Here is a 24,739-nt window from a genome sequence, read left to right as displayed (position 1 = left end):
CCGTCTGTTGTCAGGGCGCGGCCGCCGACCACCTTCGCGAGCGTTTCGGGGTGGACCACCGGGGTGGACTCCTCGATGCGCGCGCGAAGCTGGACGGAGGCAGCGCAAAGAGGCAGTCTAGCTGCATACGCAGCCGCTGTCGAGACAGGTCCCCAAGGAAACCATCGAGACCTAAGAGTGACCTGACAGGCGCACCGAGTCAAGACGCTACGCGTCGGTAAGTGGTCTGTTTCGCGGGACGACCGGCCCCTACGGGCCTGTTCCTGCACTCCGCAACCGGTCACCCCGGAGGTTCACCCCGTCGTGTCGACCGCCGACGGCGCCCCCGTTCGTCGTCGCGCTCCGTGATCGACGCTGCGGCGGCACGGTGAGCGGCCCCCCGTCTTGACAGGCTGTGACAGCCGACATGACGATCGCGGACGTCAACGCTTCTGTCGACACACGAGGAGACAACGATGTCCGACGCCCCCGCCATGCGCGATCTACTGGGTGCCGACGCCCCGTCCAACTGGGGCAAGTGGGGCCCGGACGACGAGCTCGGGGCCCTGAACTACCTCGACGCCGGCGAGGTGCTGCGCGGCATCCAGCACGTGACGTCCGGGGAGACGTTCACGCTGCAGATCCAGATGGGCCGCACCGACGGCCCCGGCGACCCGCTGTGGCCCGGCCGTGAGGGCATCAAGCGCAAGAACGAGCTCGACGAGGGCACCTGGGACGGCGAGGGCGCCCCGGCGTTCCCCGGCGGCCTGCACTACGCCGACGACACCGCGCACATCTTCCTCCAGGGCTCCACGCAGTACGACGCGCTGGGCCACGTCTGGTACGACGGCAAGCTGTGGAACGGCTACGACGCCCGCTCCACCATCGACGCGATGCAGAAGGCCTCCGTGCTCCCGATCGCCGAGAAGGGGATCGTCGGCCGCGGCGTGCTGATCGACATGGCCCGGCACCGCGGCAAGGACTACCTCGACAAGGGCGAGACCTTCGACCACACCGACCTCGAGGCCGCCGCGGCCGCCCAGGGCGTCGCCATCGAGCCGCACGACATCCTCTGCGTGCGCACCGGCTGGATGAAGTACTGGTACGACCTCAACGACCCGGCGAAGTTCTACGAGGGCTTCAAGGAGCCGGGCCTGACCTACTCCCGCGAGCTCGTCGAGTGGTTCCAGGACCGCGAGGTGCCCAACCTGGTCACCGACACCATCGCCAACGAGGTCACCTACGAGCCCGAGACCGGGGTCGCGCTGCCCCTGCACTGCGCCCTGATGCGCAACCTGGGCGTCACCCTCACCGAGATCGCCTGGCTCGACGACCTCGCCGACGCCTGCGCCGCGGACGGGCGCTGGAGCTTCCTCTACGTCGCCGCGCCCCTGAAGGTCGTCAACGGGACGGGTGCGCCGGTGAACCCGATCGCGATCCGATGACCACCGCCGCCGAGTCCACGATCTACGGCTCCAAGCCGTGGCTGGCCCGCTACTCCCCCGGCCAGCCCTCGTCCATCACGGTCGAGTTCGACAGCGCGCTGGACATGTTCCGGGCCGCGGTGGAGCGCGACCCCGACGGCGACATCATCCGCTACTTCGACGGGCGCATCACCCTGCGCGAGCTCGACGGGCTCACCGACGCGTTCGCCGCCGCGATCGTCGACGCCGGGTTCACCCCGGGCGAGCGGGTGGCGGTCTACCTGCAGAACGTGCCGCAGTTCCTCATCGCCCAGATCGGGACCTGGAAGGCCGGCGGCATCGCCGTGTCGATCAACCCGATGAACAAGGAGCGCGAGCTCACCGAGCTGCTCACCGACTCCGGCGCGACCGTGCTCGTGTGCCTGGAGAGCCTGCACCGCGACGTCGCGTCGAAGGTCGTGCCGAACACCTCGGTGCGCACGGTGCTCACCACCTCGGAGCTGGAGTACCAGACCCGCAACGACCCGCGGATCTTCACCGGCGTCGAGCGGATCGCCTGCGAGGGCACCGTCGACCTCGCGGGGGCGCTGGAGCGGTTCGCCGGGCAGTCGCCCCCCGCGGTGTCGCTGGGGCCCGACGACATCGCGTTCCTGACCTACACCTCCGGCACCACCGGCCCGCCCAAGGGCGCGATGACCACCCACCGCAACGTGGTCTTCAACGCCCAGACCTACCGCGACTGGGTGGGCCTGAGCAGCGACGACGTCGTGCTCGGCGTCGCCCCGCTGTTCCACATCACCGGCCTGATCGCCCACATCGCGATCTCGCTGCTGATCGGCGCGCCGCTGGTGCTCATGTACCGGCTCGATCCGGCCGTCACGATCGAGACGATCCGCGACGAGCGGGCGACCTTCACCGTCGGGTCGATCACGGTGTTCATCGCGCTGATGAACTCCCCCGCCGCCGAGAAGGACGCGCTGGCGTCGCTGACCAAGATCCTGTCCGGCGGGGCCCCCATCCCGCCGTCCACGGTGAAGGCGTTCGCGTCGACGTTCGGGCACTACATCCACAACGTCTACGGCCTCACCGAGACCACGTCCCCGAGCCACGGCACCCCGTTCGGCACCGAGGGACCCGTCGACGAGGCCTCCGGCGCGCTGTCGGTCGGGGTGCCCGTCTACGACACCGTGGTCCAGATCGTCGACGACAACGGCGACGACCTGCCCGTCGGCGAGATCGGCGAGCTGGTCACCACCGGCCCCCAGGTGGTCGTCGGGTACTGGAACAAGCCCGAGGAGACCGCCAAGGCCCTGCCCGGCGGCTCGCTGCACACCGGCGACGTCGGCTACATGGACGCCGACGGCTGGTTCTACATCGTCGACCGCAAGAAGGACCAGATCAACGCGGGCGGCTACAAGGTCTGGCCGCGCGAGGTCGAGGACGTGCTCTACGAGCACGAGGCGGTGCGCGAGGCCGCGGTGGTCGGGGTGCCCGACGAGTACCGCGGCGAGAGCGTCAAGGCGTTCGTCAGCCTGCGTCCGGGCAAGGAGGTCTCCGAGGCCGACCTCATCGCGTTCGCCAAGGAGCGGATGGCGGCCTACAAGTACCCGCGGGCCATCGAGTTCCTCGACGAGATCCCCAAGACCGTGACCGGCAAGCTGCTGCGGCGCGAGCTGCGCGGGCGGTAGCGGACACGCGCAGAGGGGCGGCACCCGGTCCGGGTGCCGCCCCTCTGGCGTTCGTGCGGTGGTGACGCGGTGATCAGCTCAGGCTGACCTTCGCGCCGGCCTCCTCGAGCTTGGCCTTCGCGGCGTCGGCCGCGGCCTTGTCGACGCCCTCGAGCACGGGCTTCGGGGCGGCCTCGACGAGGTCCTTGGCCTCCTTGAGGCCCAGGCCCGAGACGAGCTCGCGGACGACCTTGATGACCTGGATCTTCTTGTCGCCTGCGGCGTCGAGGACGACGTTGAACTCGTCCTTCTCCTCCTCGGCGGGGGCGGCGGCGGCGCCACCGCCACCACCGGCGGCGGCGACGGCGACCGGGGCGGCCGCGGTGACGTCGAAGGTCTCCTCGAACTTCTTCACGAACTCCGACAGCTCGATGAGGGTGAGGTCCTTGAAGGCCTCGAGCAGCTCGTCGGTGGACAGCTTCGCCATGGTGGCGGTCCTTTCTGGAAGGTGATCTAGCTCAGGTGGGGGGTGGAGATCAGCTCTCGGCGGCGGCCGGGGCCTCGGTGGCGTCGTCCGCGGCGGCGGAGTCGTCGGTGGCGGCGGCCGGGGCCTCGCCACCCTCCTCCGCACGCTTGTCGGCGAGCGCCTGCGCCAGGCGCGCGACCTGCGACGCCGGGGCGGCGAACAGACCGGCGGCCTTGGACAGGTTGGCCTTCATCGCGCCGGCCAGCTTGGCCAGGAGGACCTCGCGCGACTCCAGGTCGGCGAGCGAGGCGACCTCGGCGACGGTCAGCGCGCGACCGTCCATGTAGCCGCCCTTGATGACCAGGGCCTTGTTGTCCTTGGCGAAGTCGCGGATGGCCTTGGCGGCCTCCGACGGCTCGCCGTTGATGAACGCGATGGCCGTCGGGCCGACCAGCAGCGACTCGATGCCGGTGACTCCGGCATCCTCGGCCGCCCGCTTCACCAGGGTGTTCTTGGCGACGCGGTAGGTGGTGTCGTTGCCCAGAGCGCGCCGCAGGGCGATCAGCTGGGTCATGCTGAGGCCGCGGTACTCGGTGACGACCGAGGCGGACGCGCCCCGGAACCGGCTGGCGATCTCGTCGACCGCAGCGACCTTGTCGGATCGAGCCATTCCCTGCCTCCTCTCGGGTAGTCGTCGGTGATGTGAACCCACCGTCGACCGCCCCTGGAGACGCGAGACGCCCCGGCGCAGAGCGCACGGGGCGTGAACGGCCGCACGACGGCGACCGGAGCTACCTCGTCCTCCTGCGCGGGTCGCCCGCTCCTGGCGGGGCCTTCGTACGCCCCCGTGCTGGCGGGCGCAGACCTGCGGTCTTCGGTGGAACCGTTCGCCAGACTACGCCCCCGCGCCGGGTCCCGGCGCGGGGGGTGGCCGGGTCAGCGGCTCTCGACCGAGGCGATCCTCCAGCGGCCGTCGACACGCTCGCCGGTGACGGTGAGGCGGCCCGCCGCGGCGACCTGCTCGGCCGAGGCCGCGGTGGTGGCCTGCTGGTCCATGAACGCGACGAGCACGGCGGTGTCGCCCTCGATGGACTGCACCGCGGAGACCGTGACGACCGCCGAGACGACCGCCTGCTGCTGCGGGGCGAGCTCCCGGACCTGCGCGAACAGGCGGTCGAACTCCGGGGTGAAGCCCTCGGTGATGACGTCGCGGGCCGCGCGCTCGTTCTCGTCGAGGCGGGCGAAGTCGTAGGAGTACAGCAGCTCCAGCGCGTCGCCGAGCTGGGTGCTCACCTCCGACGTCGCCGTGAGGTCCGTCAGGGCCGTGTTCGCCGCCGACGGGGAGCCCCGCAGCGCCGCGGTCGCGATCCCGAAGAACACCGACAGGGCGACGAGGACGACCAGCAGCGCGGCGAGCACGGGCACGGTGCGCAGGCGCGCCAGCAGGGCGGCACCGCGGCCGGGGCCTGCGGGCTCGGCGGATTCTGCGGACTCGGACTCGGACTCGGGCTCGGCGGACCGCCGGGACCTGCGACGGCCGCGGGGCGCGGTCGCCCGATCGGCCGTCGGGTCGGCGCCGGTCGCGGGCTCCGCGTCGGTGACCGTCGCGGCGGCGGCGGCGGGGGCCTCCGGGGCGTCGGCGACCGGGGCGTCGGCGACCGGGGCGTCGTCGGTGGCCGGGTCGGCCGGCTGCGTCCGGGCGCGGGCCGCGACGGACGCCGCGGGCCGGGGCGCGCGGACGCCGGTGAGGGTGGGGCCGTCGCCGTCGGTCTCGGGACGGCCAGGGGCCGCGGTGCCCGCGACCTTCGGACGGCGGGTGGCGGGGCTGGGGCTCGTGCGGCGGCGTGCGGGCATCGGTCGCACCTCCTGCTCGGGGCGGTCGGGTCGGGGGCCGGTCAGCGGACGACGTCGGCCCGGCTGGCCTTCCAGCCCTGGTCGGTGCGGGTCATCTCGATCTGCAGGCGCTGCCGCAGCAGCACCGGGTCCTCGTCGGGCACGGTGACCTGCACGTCCACCCCGACGACGACGCGGGCCACGCCGGAGCGCAGGTCCAGCTCGGCGACCGCGGCGTCGGTGACGGACGCGGAGGTGCTGCGGCCGGACTCGGTGACCAGCCCGGCGTACTCGGCGCGGTTAGCGCGGAACTCGTCGAGCAGCCCGCCGGTGGAGGACTGCTCCCACAGGTCGAGCCCCGGCTCCACGTCCGCCGCGTCGAGGGTGTTCAGGTTGATCGCGGCCTGCCGGGCGTCGAGCAGCACGACGTCGCGGGCCTGCGCGAGGTCGCGGTCGTCGTCGGTGACCGTCAGGGCCCACAGCACGCCGAGCACCAGTGCGACGAGGGCCGCCACGGCGACCAGCACCGTGAGCAGCCGGACCGGGTCGCGGCGGGGCGCCGCGGCCGGTTCTCCGGCGGTGTCGCGTTCGTCGAGCAGGGTCATGCGCCCTCCATGGGGGAACGCGGCCTAGGGGAGCAGGCCGGTGAGGATCTGGGCCGGGCTGCTCAGCGGGGTCTCCGAGCCGACCGGCGCCGTACCGGCGAACACACCGCCCGAGGGCGGTCCGACCGGGGCGTCCTTGGGCGGCATGGGGGTGTCCGCCCGGGGGACATTCTGCGCCCCGCGCACCGAGATCGGGCTGCCGGGGGGTTCCGCGCAGTACGCGTCGGCGTTCGCGGGGACGTCCTCGATCTCGATGCCGGTGCGCCGCTGGGTGCCCTCGTAGCCCTGCGTGCACGGGTAGGGGTCGAAGAGGTTGACCGCGAGGCCGAGGTGCGCGGTGCCGTCGCCGGGGGCCACCGTGTAGGCGACCGAGGCGAAGGCCGGGTAGGTCACCAGCAGCTGCCGCAGGGCCGTCTGGCGCGGCTCGGCGACGCGGGCGACCGTGAGCAGGTCCGAGATCAGCGTGGACAGCCCCGGACCGCTCTCCCGCAGCAGACCGGTGATCTGCTCGGAGGCCTCGGGGGCGGTCTCCAGCAGGCGCCGCAGGTCCGGGTCGGAGGTCCTGAGCTGCTCGGCCAGCAGCGCCAGGTCGGCGCTGAAGTTCTGGAACGACCCGGACACCTCGTTCTGCGTGGTGAGCACGGTGCGCCCGTCGCGCAGCAGGTCGAGGGTCTGCGGCAGCGCCGCGACGGCGTCCTCGCTGAACGCGTCGGTGGTGGCCAGGATCCGCTGCAGCGGACCGGCGGTGCCGTCGAACGCCGTGCCGAGCTCGGAGACGACGGTCTGCAGCGACTGCAGCGGCACCGAGCGCGCCAGGTCGTCGACGCCGACGACGAGCTCCTCCACCGGAACCGGGGTGCTGGTGCGGTCGACGGGGATGACCGATCCGTCCTCCAGCGACGGCCCGCCGTCGGAGGCGGGCTGCAGGTCGACGTACTGCTCGCCGATCGCGGAGAGGTTGCGGACGGCCGCGTCGACGTCGGCGGGGATGTCCGGGGCGCTGCGCTCGACGTCGAGCTGCACGTCCACGCCCTGGGGCGTGAGCGTCAGCGGCCCGACCCGCCCGACGGTGACGCCGCGGTAGGTGACGTCGGCGCCGGTGAAGATCCCGCCGGAGTCGGCGAGCCGCATCGTCACCGGGTAGGTCGTGGTGCCGAAGACGTCGCCGAACCCCGCGTACCGGAAGCCGGTGTAGCCGACGCCGAGGACGGTGAGCAGCAGGAACGCCACCAGCTGGATCTTCGTCGACCGGGTGATCATCGTCCGCCTCCCAGGAGGCCGCCGAGCAGGCCGCCGCCGTTCTGTCCGGCGTCCGGCTGCCGGGTCGGCGTGGCGGGCGGCGGGGTCGTGGAGCCCTCCGGGGCGCGCTCGGGCAGGGGTTCCACCTGGCCGGGCAGGATCGGCAGGGTGTCGCCGAGGAGCGGGAACTCCTGCAGGCCCTGCAGCGCGCCGGTCGGGCCGAGCAGCGGCCCGAGCAGCTGGCCGGTGGGGGGCAGCGCCGCGAGCGGGCTGTCCGGGCCGAGCAGCGGCTGCTCGGACCGCGTGAGGTTGGCCAGCACGGTCCCCAGGTCGAGGTCGACGGTGGCGTAGAGGTTCGCGTAGTCGCCCGCGAAGGCGGCCTCGCCGGCGTCGGTGAACGGCGGGGTGAACAGCAGCTGCAGCGACTCGGGCAGGTCGGCCCCGGACTCGGCGAGCTTCTGCAGCACCGGGCGCAGCAGCTCGAGGTCGGCCAGCAGGTCGTCGCGGCTGCGGTTGATCACGTCGGTGCCGACGACGGAGAGCCGGTCGAGCGCCTGCAGCATGTCGACGAGCTGCGCACGCTGGTTCTCCAGCTCGGTCAGCCCGGGCTCCAGGTCGTCGAGGGCCACCTCGATCTGCCCGCGGCGGTCGGCCAGGGTGATGCCGAGCCGGTTGACCTCGTCGAGGGCGCGGGTGATCTCGGTCTTGCGCTCGTCGAGCGCGCCGACCAGCGTGTCGACGTCGTCGAGCAGGGCCCGGATCTCCGGCTCGTTGCCGTCGAGGGCCTGGTTCAGCTCGTTCGCGATGGTCCGGATCTGCGCGACGCCGCCGCCGTTGAGCAGCATCGACAGCGCACCGAGCACCTCCTCGACCTCGGCGGCCCGGCCGGAGCGCTCCAGCGGGATCACCGCGCCGTCGGCGAGCGAGCCGGAGCCCGCCCCGTCGGACGGGCCGCCCAGCTCGACGAACTTCTCGCCCAGCAGGCTCGTGGTGCGCACCCGGGCGGACGCGTCCGACGGCAGCTCGACGTCGTCGTTGACGAGCATCGTGACCATGGCGGTCCACCGGTCGCTGACCGTGATGCCGGTGACGGTGCCGACCGGCACGTCGTCGACCATCACGAGGGACTGGGGCACGAGGTCGACGACGTCGCTGAACTCGGCGGTCACCTCGAACGGCGTGTCGCCGAGGTCGGCACCACCGGGGAGGGTGACCCCGCGCAGACCGTCGGACAGCAGCCCGCAGCCGGAGGTGAACACGGTCGCGACCGTGAGCACGGCCGCCAGCCGCAGCTTCCGGGCGATCATCGGCCACCCTCCAGGGGGACGGCGGGAGCGGCGGGCGCCGCGGCCGCGGGGACGGTGGGCAGCGCCAGCCCGGGTACCGGGGGGACCTCGCCCGCCTGCAGCGAGGTGATCACCTCGGCCGCCGACGGCAGCGGCAGCTGGTCGAGCGGGCCGAGCGCGGCGCAGGCGTCGGAGATCCCGACCGGGAGGTCGGCCAGCGCCTCCGGCGTGCCGCGCTCGAGCAGCTCGCAGATCAGCACGAGCGGCGGCAGCGTCAGCTCGTTGATGTTGGCCCGGGTGTCGAGCGTGCCCGACGAGCCGTTGTAGGCGTTGGCGAGGTTGCCCAGCGCGGTCGGGGCCACGTCCAGGGTCTCGGCGAGCGCCTGCTGCTGCCGGACCAGCACCCCGGTGACGTCGGTGAGCCGGTCGACGTTGGAGTTGAGGATCTCGCGGTTGTCGCGGACGAACGCCGCGACCTCGCCGAGGGCGATCGAGAGCTCCTGCAGGGCCGCGCCGAGGTCGCCGCGCTCGTCGGCGAGGAAGCCGGAGACGTCCTCGAGGCGGGTGTTGAACTCGCGGACCTCGGCGTCGTTCGCGGCGATCACCGAGACGAACCGCTGCAGCTCGGTGACCGTGCCGAACAGCTCCTCGCGGGAGTCGGCGAGGGTGCCGGAGAGCTCGCCCAGGTCGGTGATCGTGTCGTTGATGGCCTGGCCGTTGCCGCCCAGGTTCTCGGCGCCGACGTCGAGCACCCGCGACAGCGCCCCGTCGCGGTTGACGCCGTTCGGTCCGAGCGCCTCGGTGAGGTCCGTGGCGGTGCGGGCGAGGTCGTCGACGTCGAGCGGGACCGCGGTGCGCTCCATCGGGATCTCGGCGCCGTCGGCCAGCTCCGGGCCACCGGAGTACGTCGGCGTGAGCTGGACGTAGCGGCCGGTGACCAGGCTCGGCGAGATCACGACGGCGCGTGCGTCGGCCGGCAGGACCAGGTCGGGGTCGTCGATCGTCATCTCGACGCGGACCCGCGTGCCCTCCGGGACCACCCGGTCGATCGTGCCGACGTCGACGCCGAGCACCCGCACCGAGTTGTCCTCGAACACCGCGGTGGCCGAGGTGAAGTAGGCGACGACCGTGCGGCCGGGCGGGCGGGCGATGACGACGAACGCCGACGCCAGCAGCACCGCGATCACCGCGACCAGCCCGACGAGCTGGAACTGCCGCCGGTCGGTGTCGTTGAGCGCCATCAGCAGCCGCCTTCGTTGATCGGGCCCAGCGGCGGGAAGACGAGGCCGCAGATGTAGTTGTCGAACCAGCGCCCGTTGCCGACGGCGTTGGCGAACAGGCGGGTGAAGACCGCCTGCCGCTCCAGGGCCAGGTCGAGGTTGTCGCGGTTGCGCTGCAGGATCTCCGCGACGCCGTCGAGCGCCTCCAGGGTCGGCGTGAGCTGCTCCTGGTTGTCGGCGACGAGGCCGCGCAGCTGCACGGACAGCTCCCGGGTGCCGTCGAGCAGGGCGCTGATCGCGTCCTTGCGGCGCTGGATCTCCGCGAGCAGCAGGTTGCCGTCCCGCAGCAGCCGCTCGAACTCCGGCGCCCGGTCGGCCAGCACGCCGGAGAGGTTCTGTGTGCCGGCGAGCAGCCTGCGGATCTCCTCGTCGCGGCTCGCGATGGTCTCCGACAGCCGGGACAGCCCGTCGAGCGCCCCGCGGACCTCGGGCGCGGTGCCGGAGAAGGTCTCCGACAGCGTGTCGAGGCTGGCCGCGAGCTGGTCGGTGTCGAGCGCGTCGATGGTGCTGGACAGGCCGTTGAAGGCCTCGACCACGTCGAAGGGGGACGCGGTGCGGTCGAGCGGGATGACGGCGTCGGGGGCGATCTCGGCGTCGCCCTGCGGGTCGAGCGCGAGGTACTTCGCGCCGAGCAGGGTCTTGACCTCGATCGACGCCGTCGTCCGGTCGCCGACCCAGGCGTCCTTGACGTCGAAGGTGACCAGCACGCGGTCCCCCGCGAGCTCGACGGAGTCGACCCGGCCGGCCTCGACGCCGGCGATGGTGACCAGGTCGCCGGACTGCAGCCCGGCCGCCTCGCTGAACTCGGCCCGGTGGGTCTCCCCCCGGGTGAGCAGGGCCGGGAGGGTGAACGCCCCCACCAGCACCGCGAGGATGACCACGATGCCGATCAACGCGATCGGGACGGGTCCGCGCTTCTCGGGCATCAGTTCTCCCCCAGCAGCGGGATCGCGGGCAGGTCCGGGGAGGAGGGCAGGGCCGGGAGGGGCCCGCCCAGCAGGCTGGTGTCGCCCTCCCCGCTGCCGGCCGGGTCGGCCCCGCAGCGGGCCTGCGTGTTCGTGTAGGCGTCGAACTGGAACGACGGGACGAACGGCGAGAGGCCGACCGTGCCGCTGGCCTGGCAGAGGTAGAAGTTGAACCAGCTGCCGTAGCTGCCGGCCCGGGTGATCGTGTTGAGCTTGCCGGGCCAGTTGACCAGGAAGCTCTCCAGCGCGGGCTCGCTCGCGTTGAGGTTGTCCGACAGGTCCCCGAGCGCGGCGATGTCGTCGCGCAGCGCGGGCCGCCCGTCCTCGACGAGGTCGGCCGTGACCTGGGTGAGGTCGCCGATGGAGGCGAGCGCCTGGCCGATCGGCTCGCGGTCCTCCGACAGCCCGGACACCAGCTGCTGCAGCGAGATCACGAGGTTCGACAGCTCCTCGTCGCGCTGGTTGACGGTGTCGAGCACGAGGTTGAGGTTGTCGATGACCTGGCCGATGACCGCGTCGCGGTCGGCGATCTCGTTGGTCAGCGACGCCGTGCTCGCGAGCAGGCTCTGGATCGTGCCGCCCTGGCCCTGCAGCACCTCGATGATCTCGAAGGAGAGCTTGTTGACCTGGTCGGCGTCCAGCGCGGCGAACAGCGGCTTGAACCCGTTGAACAGCGTCGTCAGGTTCAGCGGGCCGCGGGTCCGCTCGAGCGGGATGGTGGCGCCGTCGGCGAGGACCTCGCCGGTCGGGCCCGATCCCTGCGCCAGCCCGAGGTAGCGCTGGCCGACGAGGTTCTTGTAGTTGATCGAGGCCGACACCGAGGCGGGCAGGTCCTGCGCGCGGTCCACGCTGAACGCGACCTCGGCGAAGCGGCGGTCGACGATCCGGACGTCCTCGACGGCGCCGACGACGACCCCGGCGATCCGGACGTCGTCGCCGACGAGCAGGCCGGCGGCGTCGGTGAAGCGCGCGGTGTAGGTCGTGCGCTCGCCCCCGGAGCCGTTCGCGATGGTCACGCCGAGCACGGTGGTGGCCAGCGCGACCACGACGGCGAGCGCCAGGAACTTGAGCAGGGGCGCGAGAGGCAGGTTCCTCACGTCAGCGTCACCTCCGTGCCGCGGTAGAGGGGACCGACCATCATCGAGCTCCAGCTCGGCACGGCGGCCGGGTCGCCGCCGTCCTGGGCCGCGACCAGCTCGGCGACGAGCCGGCGCTCACCGGGCGAGTTGGGCAGGCCCATGCCCTCGTAGGCGATGGCCTCGATCGGGAGCTCCGGCAGGCCGGGCAACCCCGGTAGGCCGGGCAGCCCGCCCTCGGGGGCCTCGCCGCGGGCGCTGGACCCGTCCTCGCAGGTGTAGGAGGCGTCGCCGGTGCCGAAGGTGTCGCCACCCAGGTCGTCGACGTCGCCGCGCGGGGAGTCGGCGGGCGGCGGCGGGGCGAGCGAGCCGTCGCAGAACGGGCCGTCCGGCGGCTCCTGCGGGCCCAGCGGCAGGATCGGGTAGCAGCGCGGGCCGCGGTCGTCGAGGTACACGGGCTCGTCCTGGTTCGGGACGTACTTGCCCTTGTTGTTGACGATCTCGACGGTCACGTACACGCCGGGCCGGCCGTTGTTCGCGCCGAACACGTCGTCCAGGCGCGGGATGAGGCCGTTGAGCTGCTCGAAGAAGCAGGGGAACTCCGGCGAGTAGCGCGCCAGGCTCTCCAGCGTCGGCCGCGAGGCAGCCGACAGCGAGATGATGTTCTCGCCGTTGCGGTCGAGGAAGCCGCGCAGGTCGTCGGACGCCGTGGTCACCCCGCCGATCAGCGCGCGGAGCTGTTCGCGCTGCTCGGACACCGTCCGGGTGGTCACGGTGAAGTCCTCGAGCGCGTCGAGCAGGTCGGGCGCGGCCGAGTCGAGGTTGGCCGCGAAGTCGGCGAACTGCGTGATGTCCTCCTGCAGGTCCGGGATCCCCGGGCGGAGGCCGCCGGTCAGCTCCTGCAGGCGCACGAGGGTGTCGCCGAGCCGCTCGCCGCGGCCGGACAGCGCCTGCGACAGCGCGCCGAGCGTCGTCGCGAGGTCGTCGGGCTTCACGGCCTGCAGCAGCGGGAGCAGGCCGTCGAGCGCCGCGTCGATCTCGCGGGCGGTCTCGCTGCGGTCCATCGGGATGACGTCGCCCGCCGCGATCGTGCTGCTCCCGCCGTTCTCCGGCACCACCAGCGACACGTACTTCTCGCCGAACAGCGTCTTGGGCAGCAGCCGCGCCGAGACCCCCGCGGGGATCATGTCGACCATGTCGGGCCGCAGCGACAGCGTGACGTCGGCTCCCGACCCGGTGGTGCTGATCTGCTCCACCGTGCCGACGATCAGGCCGCGCACCTTGACGTCGGAGCGCTCGGTGAGCTGGTTGCCCGCGCGGTCGACCTGCAGGGTCACCGGGACCCCGCTCTCGAACGTCCCGTTGTACTTCGCGATCGCCAGCCCCAGCAGGGTGACGATGACCAGGACGAACGCGAGTCCCTGGATCCGACGCCTGATCATCCGGCCACCCGCACCGAGGTCTCCGTCCCGTAGATCACGAGGGTGAGGAAGAAGTCGAGGATCGCCGTGCTGACGATCGACAGGCGGACCGAGCGGCCCACCGCGATCCCCACCCCGGCCGGCCCGCCCTTGGCGTAGTAGCCGTAGTGGCAGTGGATCAGGATGATCACGATCGCGAAGACGATGACCTTGAGGTAGGAGTACAGGACGTCGCTGACCGGCAGGAACAGGTCGAAGTAGTGGTCGTAGGTGCCGCCCGGCAGCCCGTTGATCAGCGTGACGTTGAGCCGCGAGGAGATGAAGCTCGCCAGCAGGCCGATCGTGTAGATCGGGATGATCGCGATCGTCCCGGCGATGACGCGCGTGGTCACCAGGAACGGCACCGACGGCACCGCCATGACCTCCAGCGCGTCGACCTCCTCGGAGATCCGCATCGCGCCGAGCTGGGCGGTGAAGCCCGCGCCGAGCGTGGCCGTCAGTGCCGCGGCGGCGACCAGCGGCGCGATGTCGCGGGTGTTGAAGTAGGCGGTGATGAAGCCGGTCAGTGCCTCGACGCCGAGCGAGTCGAGCGCGCGGAAACCCTGCAGGCCGACCAGCGAGCCGACGAACAGCGACAGCGACAGCATCACGCCCGCGGTGCCGAGGATGACGATGAGCGCGCCGGAGCCGAAGCTGACCTCGGCGAGCAGGCGCGCGATCTCGGTGCGGTAGCGCCGCAGCGTGCGCGGCACCCAACCGATCGCCCGGCCGTAGAGCGAGAGCTGGTCGCCGAACTCCTCGAGCTGGTCGAGCGGGCCGCGGACGAGGCTGCGGGCCCGGGAACCGATGGTCGCCATCTCAGGAGCCCTTCGGCGGGACGAGGTCCAGGTACAGGGTCGTCAGCACCAGGTTGAGGAAGAACACGAGCACGAACGAGATGACGACGGCCTGGTTCACCGCGTCGCCGACGCCCTTCGGCCCCGGCGGGGGGTTCAGGCCGCGGTACGCCGCGACGATCCCCGCCGTGAAGCCGAACAGCAGCGCCTTCAGCTCGCTGACCAGGATGTCGCTGACCTGCGCGATCGAGGAGAACGCCGCGATGTAGGCGCCGGGCGTGCCGCCCTGGACGATGACGTTGAAGAAGTAGCCGCCCGCCACGCCGACGACCGTGGCCAGCCCGTTGAGGACGACCGCGGTGGTGGCCATCGCGAGGACCCGCGGCACGACGAGCCGCTGGATCGGCGAGATGCCCAGCACCTCCATCGCCGCGATCTCCTCACGGATGGTGCGGGCCCCGAGGTCGGCGCAGACGGCGCTGCCGCCGGCCCCGGCGATCAGCAGCGCGGTGACGATCGGCGCGGCCTGCTGCACGATCGCCAGCACGCTGCCGGCGCCGGTCTGGCTCTGCGCGCCGAACTGGCGGGTGAGCTCGCCGAGCAGCAGGGCGATCGTCGCGCCGAAGGGGATGGTGAACAGCGCCGTGGGCAGCGCGGACACCTTGGTGACGAACCAGGTCTGCTCGATGTACTCGCGCAGCTGGAACGGCGGCTTGAACGCGCTGACGACGACGTCGGCGCCGAGGGAGAACAGGCGGCCGACGGGGGTCAGCGCGCGGGTGAGGGGAGCGCTCATGGTCTCGGGGCCCTACATCCGGGGCCGGTGCCGGCCGGGGCCGGGCGGGGGCGCCTGCGGGCCGGGACCGCTGCCGGGACCGGTGAACCACGTGGGCGGGTTGTCGCCGGGGCGGAGCACCTCGGTGTCGGCGCCGGCGCGCGGGCCGCGCTGGGGCAGGGGCCCTCCCCCGCCGGCCATCGCGGCCACCGGCTCGTTCGCGTAGCTGCGGCGGATCGCCTCCTGTGCGGCGGCCGGCAGGGTGTGCAGCATCTGCTGCACCCGCTCCCGGCGCCGGGCCACGGCCTTGCGCTCGGGCACACCCGGGCTGACCTCGAGCTGCGGCTTCATCTCCGGCAGCCCGGCGAGCTCGCCCGCCTCGGCCATCTCCCGCTGCGCCTGCGCGGTGTCCTTCTCCTCCGACATCCCGATGGGCCCCTGGCGGCGGCCGTTGAGGAACTGGCTGACGACCGGCTCCTCGCTGGTCAGCAGCACCTCCCGCGGCCCGAACATCGCCAGGTGCTTGCGGTAGAGCATCCCGATGTTGTCCGGGACGGTCTGCGCGGTGTTGATGTCGTGGGTGACGATGAGGAACGTGGCGTCGGTCTGCGCGTTCAGGTCGATGATCAGCTGGTTGAGGTACGCGGTGCGCACCGGGTCCAGGCCCGAGTCCGGCTCGTCGAACAGGATGATCTCCGGGTCGAGCACCAGCGCGCGGGCCAGCCCGGCGCGCTTGCGCATCCCGCCGGAGATCTCGCCGGGGAGCTTGCGCTCGTCGCCCTTGAGCCCGACCAGGTCCATCTTCTCCGCGACGATGTCCTTGATCTGCGCCTCGGGCTTCTTCGTGTGCTCGCGCAGCGGGAAGGCGATGTTGTCGAACAGGTTCATCGACCCGAACAGGGCACCGTCCTGGAACAGCACCCCGAACAGCTTGCGGATCTCGTAGAGCTTCGACTCCGAGCACTTCACGAGGTCGACGTCGTTGATGACGATCGAGCCCTTCTCCGGCTTGAGCAGCCCGATCAGGGTCTTGAGGAAGACGGACTTGCCCGTGCCGGACGGGCCGAGCAGCACCGACACCTCACCCGGCGGCAGCGTCAGCGTGACGTCCGACCAGATGTTCGCCCGACCGAAGGACTTCGAGAGCCCCTCGACCTTCACCTCGACACCGGCCACGGCGCCGCCTCCTCGTTCAGGTTCCGGGCGGATCGCGGCCGCGGTGCGGGGAGCGGGCGGCCGACTGCCCACAACACCCCAACGACGAATCGTGAGGTGGGTTACTGACCAGTTGCTGGGAAACCCGAAGTTGGTCCGTTCGCGCCGAGCGCCTCACCCAGCAGGTGTAACCGGTGGTACCCCCAGCTCAGGGCGTCGCTACTGTCGGTCGGGCACCGCTACCGAGCGTGTGCGCGAACCTCCGCCGCGGTGGATCGCCCGCCGCCCCCTCCGCGGACCGGCTCCGGGGGCGGCGGGCCGTACTTCTGCCCGGGCGGGACGGTCAGGCGGCGGCCAGCTCCGCCTCGTCCTCGGCGTGGAAGCGCTCCTCGAGCGCCTCGGGGGCCGCGTCGACGTCGATGACGAGCAGGTCGGCCCCGCGGGCCGACTCGATGGCGCCGAGCCGGCGGCCGATCTTGTCCATCGCGTACTCGGCCAGCTCGTTCAGCTCGATCGCGAACGGGGGGTCGTCGCCCTCGGCGAGCCGGTCGAACGGCTCGGCGACCACTCCCATCGCCGGCACCAGCAGCTCCTGCATGCGCTCGTCGACGGTGTCCCACAGGGAGTCGTCGGCGGCGACGTGGCGGCGGCAGGTGAACGTGCCCCAGGCCATGTGGCGGCGCTCGTCGTCGCCGATGTGCTTGATGAGCTGCTGCATCCCGGGCAGGATCCCCCGGCCCTTGCAGATCTTCGCCCAGATGAAGTACCCGGTGAGCGCGAGCGTCCCCTCGACGATGTGGTTGTAGGTGACGGAGGCGCGGATCTGGTTGCGCGGCGACGGGTCCGCGGCCAGCGCGTAGAGGCTGTCGGGCAGCTCGTGGGTGAAGATCTGCTGGTAGGAGGCGTTGTCGGCGATGTAGGGGTGCAGGTCCTCGGTGATCCCGACGGCGTCGAACCACCGCCGGAAGCCCTCGGTGTGCTTGGCCTCCTCGAACACGAACTGCGTCAGGTACATCTCGTCGGCGAGGCGGCCCTCCGCGGCCATGGCGGCGACGAACGGCTGCAGGTCCTGCGTCACCGACTCCTCGCCCGCCATGAACTGCGCGGCGAGCATCGTCGTCCACCAGCGCTCGGCGTCGGTCATCGCGGAGACGTCGCGGGCGTCCTGGGAGAAGTCGATGTCGGCCGGGTTCCAGTGCTTCGCGTTGCCCTTCGCGAACAGCCGCATCGGGAACGAGTCGAAGTTCAGCCCGCCCGCGCCGAGGGTGGCGAAACCGGTGCGCTTGCCGTGCTCGATCGATCGCGTCATTGCAGACCTCTCCTGAGTCAGTACCGGATCAGGCCGCGGATGTTGCGGCCCTCGCGCATGTCGTCGTAGCCCTGGTTGATCTCCTCCAGGGAGTACTCGCGGGTGATCAGCTCGTCGAGCCTGAGCTGGCCCAGGTTGTACATCTCCAGCAGGCGCGGCACGTCGTGCTGGCCGTTGGAGCTGCCGAACAGGGCGCCGCGGATCTGCTTCTCGTAGAGCGTGAGGTCGAGCAGCGACAGCGACGCGGTGTCCTCGTCGGGGTGGCCCAGCGCGGTGACGACCACGCGCCCCTTCTTGCCGACGAGCTGCAGCGCGGGCTGCAGGTACGCGCCCTCGGCGACGCCGGTCGTCAGGATCGCGGCGTCGGCGAGCTGGCCGCGGGTGATCTCCGAGACGGTGTTCCAGGCCTCGTCCATGCTCGCGGCGACGTGCGTGGCGCCGAGCTCGAGCGCCTTCTCGCGCTTGAACTCCACCGGGTCGACGGCGACGACGTACCGGCAGCCCGCGATCCGCGCCCCCTGCACCGCGTTGGCCCCGATGCCCCCGATCCCGATGACGACGGCGGTGTCCCCGGCGCGCAGCTCCGCGGTGCGCACGGCGCTGCCGAAGCCGGTCGTCACGCCGCAGCCGACGAGGGCCGCGAGGTGCAGCGGGAAGCCCTCGTCGATCTTCACGACCGACTTGACCGGCACCACGGTGTGCCGGGCGAACGTGCCGAGCAGGCACATCTGGCCGACGTCCTCGCCGCGGGCGTGGAAGCGGTAGGTGCCGTCGAGCTGCGGGCCGAGCGTGGCGCCCGCGCCGTCGTCGCACAGCGACGTGTAGCCGCGCACGCAGTAGGAGCAGCGCCCGCACGACGGCAGGAACGTCATGACGACGGGGTCGCCGACCTCCACGTCGGTGACGCCGGGCCCGACCTGCAGCACCCGCCCGGCGCCCTCGTGCCCGCCGACCATCGGGAACCCGACCGGGAGGTCCCCGGTGACGAGGTGCTCGTCGGAGTGGCACAGGCCGCTCGCGGCGAGCTCGACGAGCACCTCACCGGCGTTCGGCGGATCGAGCTCGACCTCCTCGACCTCCCACTTGCCGCCCTGCTCCCACAACACCGCCGCCTGCGTCCGCATGGGGGAAGCATGCCGGGACGGTCCCGTCGTGCGCACCGGCCCGGAGGGTCCGCCCCTGGCCCGCGGGTGCCAGCCCACCCGTCCGGGTGACGGCTCAGGGGGCGGGGAGGGGGAGCTCGAGGTGGGCGACCAGGCCGCCGCCGGCCCGGGGCTCCAGGCTGAGCTCGCCGTCCATCGCCGCCACCAGCGCCTCGACGATCCACAGGCCCAGCCCCGCGGTGCCGCGCCGCTCCCCCAGCGCCACGCCCTTCGCCGTCACCACGCCCTCCTGTCCGGGCGGGAGGCCGGGGCCGCGGTCGCGGACCTCGGCGACCAGCACGCCGTCGGCGTGGCGGAGGTCGAGCTCGACGGGGGCGTCACCGCTGTGCCGGGCCGCGTTCTCGACGAGGTTGGTGAGGACGCGCCGCAGGCGCTGGGGGTCGCAGCGGACGGCCGCCCCCTCCGGCTCCACCGACGGGCGGCGGCGCGCCGCGGCCACCCCGGCCGCGTCCAGCACGGCGTCGGCCAGCTCGGACAGGGGCACGACCCGGGCCCGCACCCGCCCGATCGGGCTCCCGTCGGTGACCGCGACGTCGGCGAGGCCGTCGAGCATGTCGCGCAGGTGCACCGCGTGCTCGGCCAGCAGGCGGGTCGCGACGGCGCGGGACGGCCCGGGCAGCCGGTCCGCGGCGAGGTCGGCGCTCAGCGCGGTCAGCGACGCCACCGGTGTGCGGAACTCGTGCAGCACCACCCGCACGCCGTCGAGCCGGGCCTGCTGGGCGGCGAGCAGCCGCGCCCGCAGGTCGCGCTCCTCCAGGAACGCCTCGTGCTCCGACCGCGCGACGGCCGCCGCCTCCAGCTGCCGCTCCAGCATCTGCACCAGTGCCCCGACCAGCACCGACGCCGCCACCAGGAACCCGGTCCACCACGCCCCCGCCAGCCAGCGGTCGGCGAGCGGGACGTCGGCGTCGGAGCCGAGCACCGACCCCACCGTGAACCCCGCCCCGGCGACGACCGCGGCGAGCCGCCCGACCACCGCCCCGCCGCGCACCGACGCCGCGATGACGATGAGCGGCAGCAGCGCGACCATGATGCTCTCCGCCCCACCGGTCAGCCCGCACGCGACGAGCACCAGCCCGCCGTCGATCGCGGTCGCGACCCGCGGCGGGAGCAGCCGCCACCCCCGGAACTCCGCGACGGCGAGCAGCGCGGCGTAGGCGAACGCGGCCACCACCAGTGCGGTGAGGGGTGCGACGAGGCCGCGGGCGAGCTGCGGCCCCAGCGCCAGCGCCAGCCCGACCGCCGCCACCGCGACGACCCGGATGACGACCGCGGGCCGGTCCTCCCCTGAGTGCTCCACGGGAGGAGCATGACGGGACGGCGCTCAGTAGTAGCCCGTCACCCCGTCGAGCTGCTCGCGGATCGTGTCGAGGTGCCCGACGTGGCGGGCCGTCTCCTCGAGCACGTGCAGCAGGACCCACCGCAGGCTCGCCCCTCCCGCGGAGAAGTCGGGGTGCCGCCCGGTGTCGTCGAGGGAGTGCGCGGCGACGATCTCGTTCGACCGCGCCCACTGGGCGTCGAACTCGTCGAGGAGCCGGGCGAGCGGGACGCCGTCGGGCCGCATGTCGGCGTCCTCGACGTCGGCGTCGAACTGCGGGTTGCCCGCGGACGGCCCGCCGAGGAAGAGCACCTCGAACCAGCAGTGCTCGGTCCAGCGCAGGTGCGACACGAGCCCGGCCACCGTCATCAGCGGCGAGCCGGGCAGGACCGCCCGCCGCGCCTGCTCGTCGGACAGCCCCTCGCACTTCCACCGGACCAGCGCGCGCTGCAGGTCGAGCCAGCCGAGGAGCTGGGTGCGCTCGTCGGCGACGAGCGGGGGCCGGACGCGGGGTGGGGTCACGAGCGCGGACGGTAGGGCCGGCGCCCGCCGCCCGTCGCCTGGTTTAGGGTCCCGTCCCGTGCGCGACGGCCGCTACGTCGTGGTCATCGTCGACGACCACGCCCTCTTCTCGCAGGGCCTCGCCCTGCTGCTGGAGTCGCGCGCGGGCGACACCTTCGTCGTGGCCGGCTCCACCACGGCGGGCGAGGACGCGGTCGCCCTCGTCGGGCGCGAGGCGGCCGACATCGCGATCGTCGACCTCGCGCTGCCCCCGCTCGGCGGCGTCGAGACGATCCGGCGGATCACCGCCGCCTACCCGCGGACGCACGTCCTCGCCCTCTCCGGCACCGACGACCTCGCGCTGGCCACCGCGGCGCTGCGGGCGGGCGCCGGCGGGTTCCTGGGCAAGTCGGCGGACCCGGAGGTGCTGGTGGCGCCGCTGCTGGCCATCCTGGCCGGGGTCCGGGTGGTGCGCCCCGACCTGCTCGACGCCCTGCTCGCGGCGGGCGACCGCACCGGGGACGGGCTGCTGGAGCGCCTGGGCCCGCGCGAGGTGGCGCTGTGGCGGCTGCTGGCCCGCGGCCTGGAGACCAGCGAGATCGCGAAGCCGATGCTGGTCAGCGAGCGCACCGCCAAGCGCATGATCGCCTCCCTGCTGCACCGGCTCGGCGCGGCCAACCGGATCGAGGCGGCCGCGCTGGCCGGGCGCTACGGCCTGCTCGACGACACCGACGGCGGCTCCGGGCGCTGAACCGGGAGCGGCGGCCCTGGCCCGCACGGGCCGCACATGGCCCGTTCGTGGTCCTGCGCGCGGCCGCCGCGGTGCGCCAGACTCCTGCGACCAGCATCCATCCCAGCGAAGGGGCCGACGTGGCGGCGTTCAGCAGCGAGGCAGAGGTCTACGAGTTCCTGGGCGGGGTGTTCCGGCGCGGCATGGACGACGCCGACCTCGTCGCCAAGCTCGAACCCACCGGCATCGTCCTGCGCATCACCTATACCGACCCGGACGCGGTGATCACCGTCGACATGCCGGGCAAGGAGATCCACGAGGGCGCGGGCCTGGGCCCGGAGCCCAACGTCGAGCTGTTCATGACCGCCGACACCGGCAACCGGTTCTGGCTCGGCAAGGTGATCCTGCCGGTGGCGCTGGCCAAGGGGCAGGTCCGGGCGAAGGGGCCGGTCGCGAAGCTGCTCAAGGTGCTGCCGCTGGCCAAGCAGCTGTTCGGCCCCTACCGCGCGCACCTGGAGTCGGCCGGGCGGTCGGACCTCCTCGACGCGTAGCTCGATCGGGTGATCCGCCGGGCCGCCGATCGCGGGCAGCCCGATACTCCCGGTCCATGGACCAGGTGTGGCTCGACGTGCGGATGTGGACCGGCCTGCGGGGCAACTTCCACCCGTTCACCGACGTCGTGTGCGACGCCCCCGAGCCGCTGCCCGAGGTCGTCGACGAGTGGCAGCGGTGGGCCGCCGCCTACCTCGGGGCCGTGGCGACGCACGAGGGGTGGCAGCCCGGCCGCTACCACTACAGCGCCGAGCAGCGCGACGACGGCGGGCACACGCTCGCCGTCTTCGCCCGCGGCACCTGGGACTGGAACACCTGACGCTGCAGCACCCGACGCAGCAGGGCGAGGTCGCCCCACGGTGTGCGCCCGCGTCCGTCCGGCGGACCCCAGCGGCTGTCGACGCCGTAGCGGGGGGCCGCGACGGCGATCAGGACGAGGACGACGTACACCCAGATCTCCATGCCGTCCATCGTCACCCCGATTGGCCTTGGCATCGAAGGCCAATTCCGGGAAGGTGGACCCCATGAACGACGTGGACCGTCGGATCGGCGCGCGCAGCTTCGCCCGGCTGCTCGGCGAGTGGCGGCCACCGGACGGGCGGGGTCTCGCCGACGCGCTCGCCGACCGCGTCCGGCTCCTCGTCCTGGACGGGCGGCTCCCGCTGCAGACGCGGGTGCCCGCCGAGCGCGAGCTGGCCGGGGCGCTGGGCGTCAGCCGCACCACCGTCGCCGCCGCCTACGACGCGCTGCGCGACGCCGGCGTCCTGCTCAGCAGGCGCGGGTCCGGCAGCTGGACCCGGCTCCCCGACGGTCCCGCGGGCGCCACGACGCAGTCGCCGTTCTCCCCGCACGGCGACCGGTCGCTGTACGACCTGGCCCACGCCGCCCTCCCCGCGCCCGGAGAGGAGCTGCGCCGGGCCGCGGCGGGCGCCGTCCACGACCTCGACGCCCTGCTCGGCGGCCACGGCTACGACCTGCTCGGGCTCCCCGCGCTGCGCACCGCGATCGCCGACCGGTTCACCCACCGCGGGCTGCCCACCTCGCCGGACCAGGTGCTGGTCACCGCGGGCGCGCAGAGCGCGATCGGGCTGGTGCTCGCCGCGTTCACCGCACCCGGGGACCGCGTCCTCGTCGAGCACCCGACCTACCCCAACGCCCTCGACGCCGTCGCGGCCCGCGGCGCCCGGGCCGTGCCGCTGCCGATGGGCGCGGGCCCGGACGGCACCGGGAGCTGGGACCTCGACCTGCTCGCCGCCGCCGTCCGCGACGCCGCCCCGCGCCTGGCGTACGTCATCCCGGAGTTCCAGAACCCCACCGGCGCCGTGCTCGACGCCGCGGGCCGCGAGCGGCTCGTCGACCTCACCCGCCGCACCGGCACCGCGCTCGTCGTCGACGAGACGCTGGCCGAGCTCGCGCTCGACGGGCCGCTGCCCCCGCCGGTGGCGACGTTCGGCGACTCCGCGCACCTGCTCACCGTCGGGTCGGCGAGCAAGGTGTTCTGGGGCGGGCTGCGCGTCGGGTGGATCCGGGGCTCGGCCTCGACGGTCCGGCGGCTGGCGGCGCTGCGGGCGTCGATCGACCTCGGCGGGCCCGCGCTGGAGCAGCTCGTCGTCGCGCGTCTGCTCGCCGACGTCGACGCCGTGAGCGCGGCGCGGCGCACCGAGCTGACCGCCGCGCGGGCCCACCTGCTCGGACGGCTCGCCGCGGACTTCCCGCACTGGCGGCCGTCGCGGCCCGGCGGCGGGCTGAGCCTGTGGGTCGACCTCGGCGAACCGGTGTCGAGCCGGCTCGCGGTCGCCGCCCGCCGCCACGACGTGCTGCTGGCCGCCGGACCGCGCTTCGGGCTCGACGGCGCGTTCGAGCGGCGGCTGCGCCTGCCCTACACGCTGCGGCCCGAACGCATCGACGCCGCGCTGGAGCGGCTGCTGCTGGCCTGGCGCGGGCTCGACCACGTCGACGCGGGTGCGACCGCCGAACCGGTGGCGGTCGCCTAGTGTCGGCTCGACGATCACGAGGAGGCTTTGGGTGAGTGGACCGCTGGCAGGGTGCAAGGTCGTGGAGCTGGCCGGGATCGGACCGGGCCCGCACGCCGCGATGATCCTCGCCGACCTGGGGGCCCAGGTCGTGCGCGTGGACCGGCCGGGCGGGCTGCAGCTCGGCGACGCCGACGCCCCCGACCCGACGCTGCGCGGCCGTCGCCGGGTGGCCGCCGACCTCAAGTCGCCCGAGGGGGTCGAGACGGTCCTGCGGCTGGCCGAGCGGGCCGACGTGCTGATCGAGGGCTACCGGCCCGGCGTCACCGAGCGGCTCGGCGTGGGCCCGGCCGACTGCCACGCGCGCAACCCGAAGCTGGTCTACGCCCGGATGACCGGCTGGGGCCAGGACGGCCCGATGGCCCAGCGCGCCGGGCACGACATCAACTACATCTCGCTGACCGGTGCGCTGCACGCCATCGGCCGGGCCGGCGAGCGCCCGGTGCCGCCGCTGAACCTGGTCGGCGACTTCGGCGGCGGCTCGATGCTGGTCGTCGTCGGGGTGCTCTCCGCGCTGTGGGAGGCGGGGCGGTCCGGGCAGGGCCAGGTCGTCGACGCCGCGATGGTCGACGGGGCGTCGCTGCTGAGCCAGATGTTCTGGGGCTTCCTGTCGCGGAAGATCTGGCTCGACGAGCGCGGCTCCAACGTCCTCGACGGCCACGCGCCCTTCTACGACACCTACACCTGCGCCGACGGCAAGCACGTCGCCGTCGGGTCGCTGGAGCCGCAGTTCTACGCGGCACTGCTCACCGGGCTGGGCATCGACCCCGCCGACCTGCCGCCGCAGTACGACCGCGAGCAGTGGCCCGTGCTGCGCGCGCGGTTCACCGAGGCCTTCGCCGGCCGCACCCGCGACGAGTGGGCCGCGGTCTTCGGCGGCACCGACGCGTGCGTCACGCCCGTGCTCGCGTTCGGGGAGGTCGCGGCGCACCCGCACATCGCGGCGCGCTCGACGATCGTGGAGTCCGACGGCGTAGCGCAGGCCGCCCCCGCCCCCCGCTTCTCCCGCACGGTCCCGGACCTCCCGGGGGCGCCCGCCGCCCCGGAGGACGTGGAGTCGGTGCTCGCCGACTGGCGCTGACCCCCGGACGACGAACGCCCCCGCGGCCCGGATCGGGCGGCGGGG

Annotated in this window: 24 protein-coding genes; 7 read left to right on the top strand and 17 right to left on the bottom strand. The window is 73.2% G+C overall.

Annotated features, from left to right (window positions below; genetic code table 11):
- Nucleotides 1-455: 455 nt before the first annotated feature.
- Complete coding sequence (locus tag H6H00_RS12105) at nt 456-1,424, top strand: cyclase family protein (protein WP_185721374.1); 969 nt, start codon at nt 456-458, stop codon at nt 1,422-1,424.
- On the top strand, nt 1,421-3,091 hold the full coding sequence (locus tag H6H00_RS12100; RefSeq protein WP_185721373.1) for an AMP-binding protein: 1,671 nt from the start codon (nt 1,421-1,423) through the stop codon (nt 3,089-3,091). Before H6H00_RS12105 ends, H6H00_RS12100 begins: the two co-directional genes overlap by 4 nt.
- A gap of 73 nt (nt 3,092-3,164) precedes the next feature.
- On the opposite strand, the gene rplL is transcribed toward H6H00_RS12100, so the two are convergent.
- The 17 genes from rplL to H6H00_RS12015 form a co-directional block, all read right to left on the bottom strand.
- Nucleotides 3,165-3,557, bottom strand: coding sequence for a 50S ribosomal protein L7/L12 (gene rplL, locus H6H00_RS12095; RefSeq protein ID WP_185721372.1), 393 nt, complete (start codon nt 3,555-3,557; stop codon nt 3,165-3,167).
- Nucleotides 3,558-3,606: 49 nt separating this feature from the next.
- Nucleotides 3,607-4,206 carry a 50S ribosomal protein L10 gene (gene rplJ / locus H6H00_RS12090; protein WP_185721371.1) on the bottom strand — a complete coding sequence of 200 codons (600 nt, stop codon included), beginning with the start codon at nt 4,204-4,206 and terminating at the stop codon, nt 3,607-3,609.
- Between the two features lie 266 nt (nt 4,207-4,472).
- Entirely contained in the window at nt 4,473-5,390 is a 918-nt protein-coding gene (locus tag H6H00_RS12085) for a nuclear transport factor 2 family protein (RefSeq protein ID WP_185721370.1), read from the bottom strand.
- A gap of 41 nt (nt 5,391-5,431) precedes the next feature.
- Entirely contained in the window at nt 5,432-5,974 is a 543-nt protein-coding gene (locus tag H6H00_RS12080) for an Rv1363c family protein (RefSeq protein WP_185721369.1), read from the bottom strand.
- Between the two features lie 24 nt (nt 5,975-5,998).
- Nucleotides 5,999-7,234 carry an MCE family protein gene (locus tag H6H00_RS12075; RefSeq protein ID WP_185721368.1) on the bottom strand — a complete coding sequence of 412 codons (1,236 nt, stop codon included), beginning with the start codon at nt 7,232-7,234 and terminating at the stop codon, nt 5,999-6,001.
- Nucleotides 7,231-8,520 carry an MCE family protein gene (locus tag H6H00_RS12070; RefSeq protein WP_185721367.1) on the bottom strand — a complete coding sequence of 430 codons (1,290 nt, stop codon included), beginning with the start codon at nt 8,518-8,520 and terminating at the stop codon, nt 7,231-7,233. Before H6H00_RS12070 ends, H6H00_RS12075 begins: the two co-directional genes overlap by 4 nt.
- Nucleotides 8,517-9,740: an MCE family protein gene (locus H6H00_RS12065; protein ID WP_185721366.1), complete on the bottom strand. Its 1,224-nt coding sequence runs from the start codon at nt 9,738-9,740 to the stop codon at nt 8,517-8,519. Before H6H00_RS12065 ends, H6H00_RS12070 begins: the two co-directional genes overlap by 4 nt.
- A complete protein-coding gene (locus tag H6H00_RS12060) occupies nt 9,740-10,705 on the bottom strand; it encodes an MCE family protein (protein WP_185721365.1) in 966 nt (321 codons plus the stop codon). Before H6H00_RS12060 ends, H6H00_RS12065 begins: the two co-directional genes overlap by 1 nt.
- Complete coding sequence (locus H6H00_RS12055; RefSeq protein WP_185721364.1) at nt 10,705-11,841, bottom strand: MCE family protein; 1,137 nt, start codon at nt 11,839-11,841, stop codon at nt 10,705-10,707. The genes H6H00_RS12060 and H6H00_RS12055 overlap by 1 nt, the downstream gene beginning before the upstream one ends.
- Nucleotides 11,838-13,262, bottom strand: a complete 1,425-nt coding sequence (locus H6H00_RS12050) for an MCE family protein (RefSeq protein ID WP_185721363.1) — start codon at nt 13,260-13,262, stop codon at nt 11,838-11,840. Before H6H00_RS12050 ends, H6H00_RS12055 begins: the two co-directional genes overlap by 4 nt.
- Nucleotides 13,259-14,098, bottom strand: a complete 840-nt coding sequence (locus tag H6H00_RS12045; RefSeq protein WP_185721362.1) for an MlaE family ABC transporter permease — start codon at nt 14,096-14,098, stop codon at nt 13,259-13,261. Before H6H00_RS12045 ends, H6H00_RS12050 begins: the two co-directional genes overlap by 4 nt.
- A gap of 1 nt (nt 14,099) precedes the next feature.
- A complete protein-coding gene (locus H6H00_RS12040; RefSeq protein ID WP_185721361.1) occupies nt 14,100-14,873 on the bottom strand; it encodes an MlaE family ABC transporter permease in 774 nt (257 codons plus the stop codon).
- A gap of 12 nt (nt 14,874-14,885) precedes the next feature.
- Nucleotides 14,886-16,028, bottom strand: a complete 1,143-nt coding sequence (locus H6H00_RS12035) for an ABC transporter ATP-binding protein (protein WP_304633106.1) — start codon at nt 16,026-16,028, stop codon at nt 14,886-14,888.
- A 322-nt stretch (nt 16,029-16,350) separates the two neighbouring features.
- Nucleotides 16,351-17,316: a R2-like ligand-binding oxidase gene (locus tag H6H00_RS12030; RefSeq protein ID WP_185721360.1), complete on the bottom strand. Its 966-nt coding sequence runs from the start codon at nt 17,314-17,316 to the stop codon at nt 16,351-16,353.
- Between the two features lie 17 nt (nt 17,317-17,333).
- The gene (locus H6H00_RS12025; protein ID WP_185721359.1) at nt 17,334-18,440 is read right to left on the bottom strand and encodes an NDMA-dependent alcohol dehydrogenase; all 1,107 of its coding nucleotides are present in this window, start codon (nt 18,438-18,440) and stop codon (nt 17,334-17,336) included.
- 94 nt (nt 18,441-18,534) lie between these two features.
- Nucleotides 18,535-19,779 carry a sensor histidine kinase gene (locus tag H6H00_RS12020; protein WP_185721358.1) on the bottom strand — a complete coding sequence of 415 codons (1,245 nt, stop codon included), beginning with the start codon at nt 19,777-19,779 and terminating at the stop codon, nt 18,535-18,537.
- Nucleotides 19,780-19,803: 24 nt separating this feature from the next.
- Entirely contained in the window at nt 19,804-20,319 is a 516-nt protein-coding gene (locus H6H00_RS12015) for a DinB family protein (protein ID WP_185721357.1), read from the bottom strand.
- 58 nt (nt 20,320-20,377) lie between these two features.
- On the opposite strand from H6H00_RS12015, the gene H6H00_RS12010 reads away from it, so the two are divergent.
- From H6H00_RS12010 to H6H00_RS11990, 5 genes are all read left to right on the top strand, one after another.
- A complete protein-coding gene (locus tag H6H00_RS12010) occupies nt 20,378-21,049 on the top strand; it encodes a response regulator (protein ID WP_185721356.1) in 672 nt (223 codons plus the stop codon).
- A gap of 119 nt (nt 21,050-21,168) precedes the next feature.
- Nucleotides 21,169-21,579, top strand: coding sequence for a sterol carrier protein (locus H6H00_RS12005; protein ID WP_185721355.1), 411 nt, complete (start codon nt 21,169-21,171; stop codon nt 21,577-21,579).
- Between the two features lie 56 nt (nt 21,580-21,635).
- A complete protein-coding gene (locus H6H00_RS12000) occupies nt 21,636-21,899 on the top strand; it encodes a hypothetical protein (protein WP_185721354.1) in 264 nt (87 codons plus the stop codon).
- 205 nt (nt 21,900-22,104) lie between these two features.
- A complete protein-coding gene (yczR, locus tag H6H00_RS11995) occupies nt 22,105-23,574 on the top strand; it encodes a MocR-like transcription factor YczR (RefSeq protein WP_185721353.1) in 1,470 nt (489 codons plus the stop codon).
- A 31-nt stretch (nt 23,575-23,605) separates the two neighbouring features.
- Nucleotides 23,606-24,694 carry a CaiB/BaiF CoA transferase family protein gene (locus tag H6H00_RS11990; RefSeq protein ID WP_185721352.1) on the top strand — a complete coding sequence of 363 codons (1,089 nt, stop codon included), beginning with the start codon at nt 23,606-23,608 and terminating at the stop codon, nt 24,692-24,694.
- Nucleotides 24,695-24,739 lie beyond the last annotated feature (45 nt).

Source organism: Pseudonocardia petroleophila (assembly GCF_014235185.1).
Lineage (GTDB): Bacteria > Actinomycetota > Actinomycetes > Mycobacteriales > Pseudonocardiaceae > Pseudonocardia > Pseudonocardia petroleophila.
Note: the sequence above shows the minus strand (reverse complement) of the source record. Positions and strands in the feature narration are given on the sequence as shown.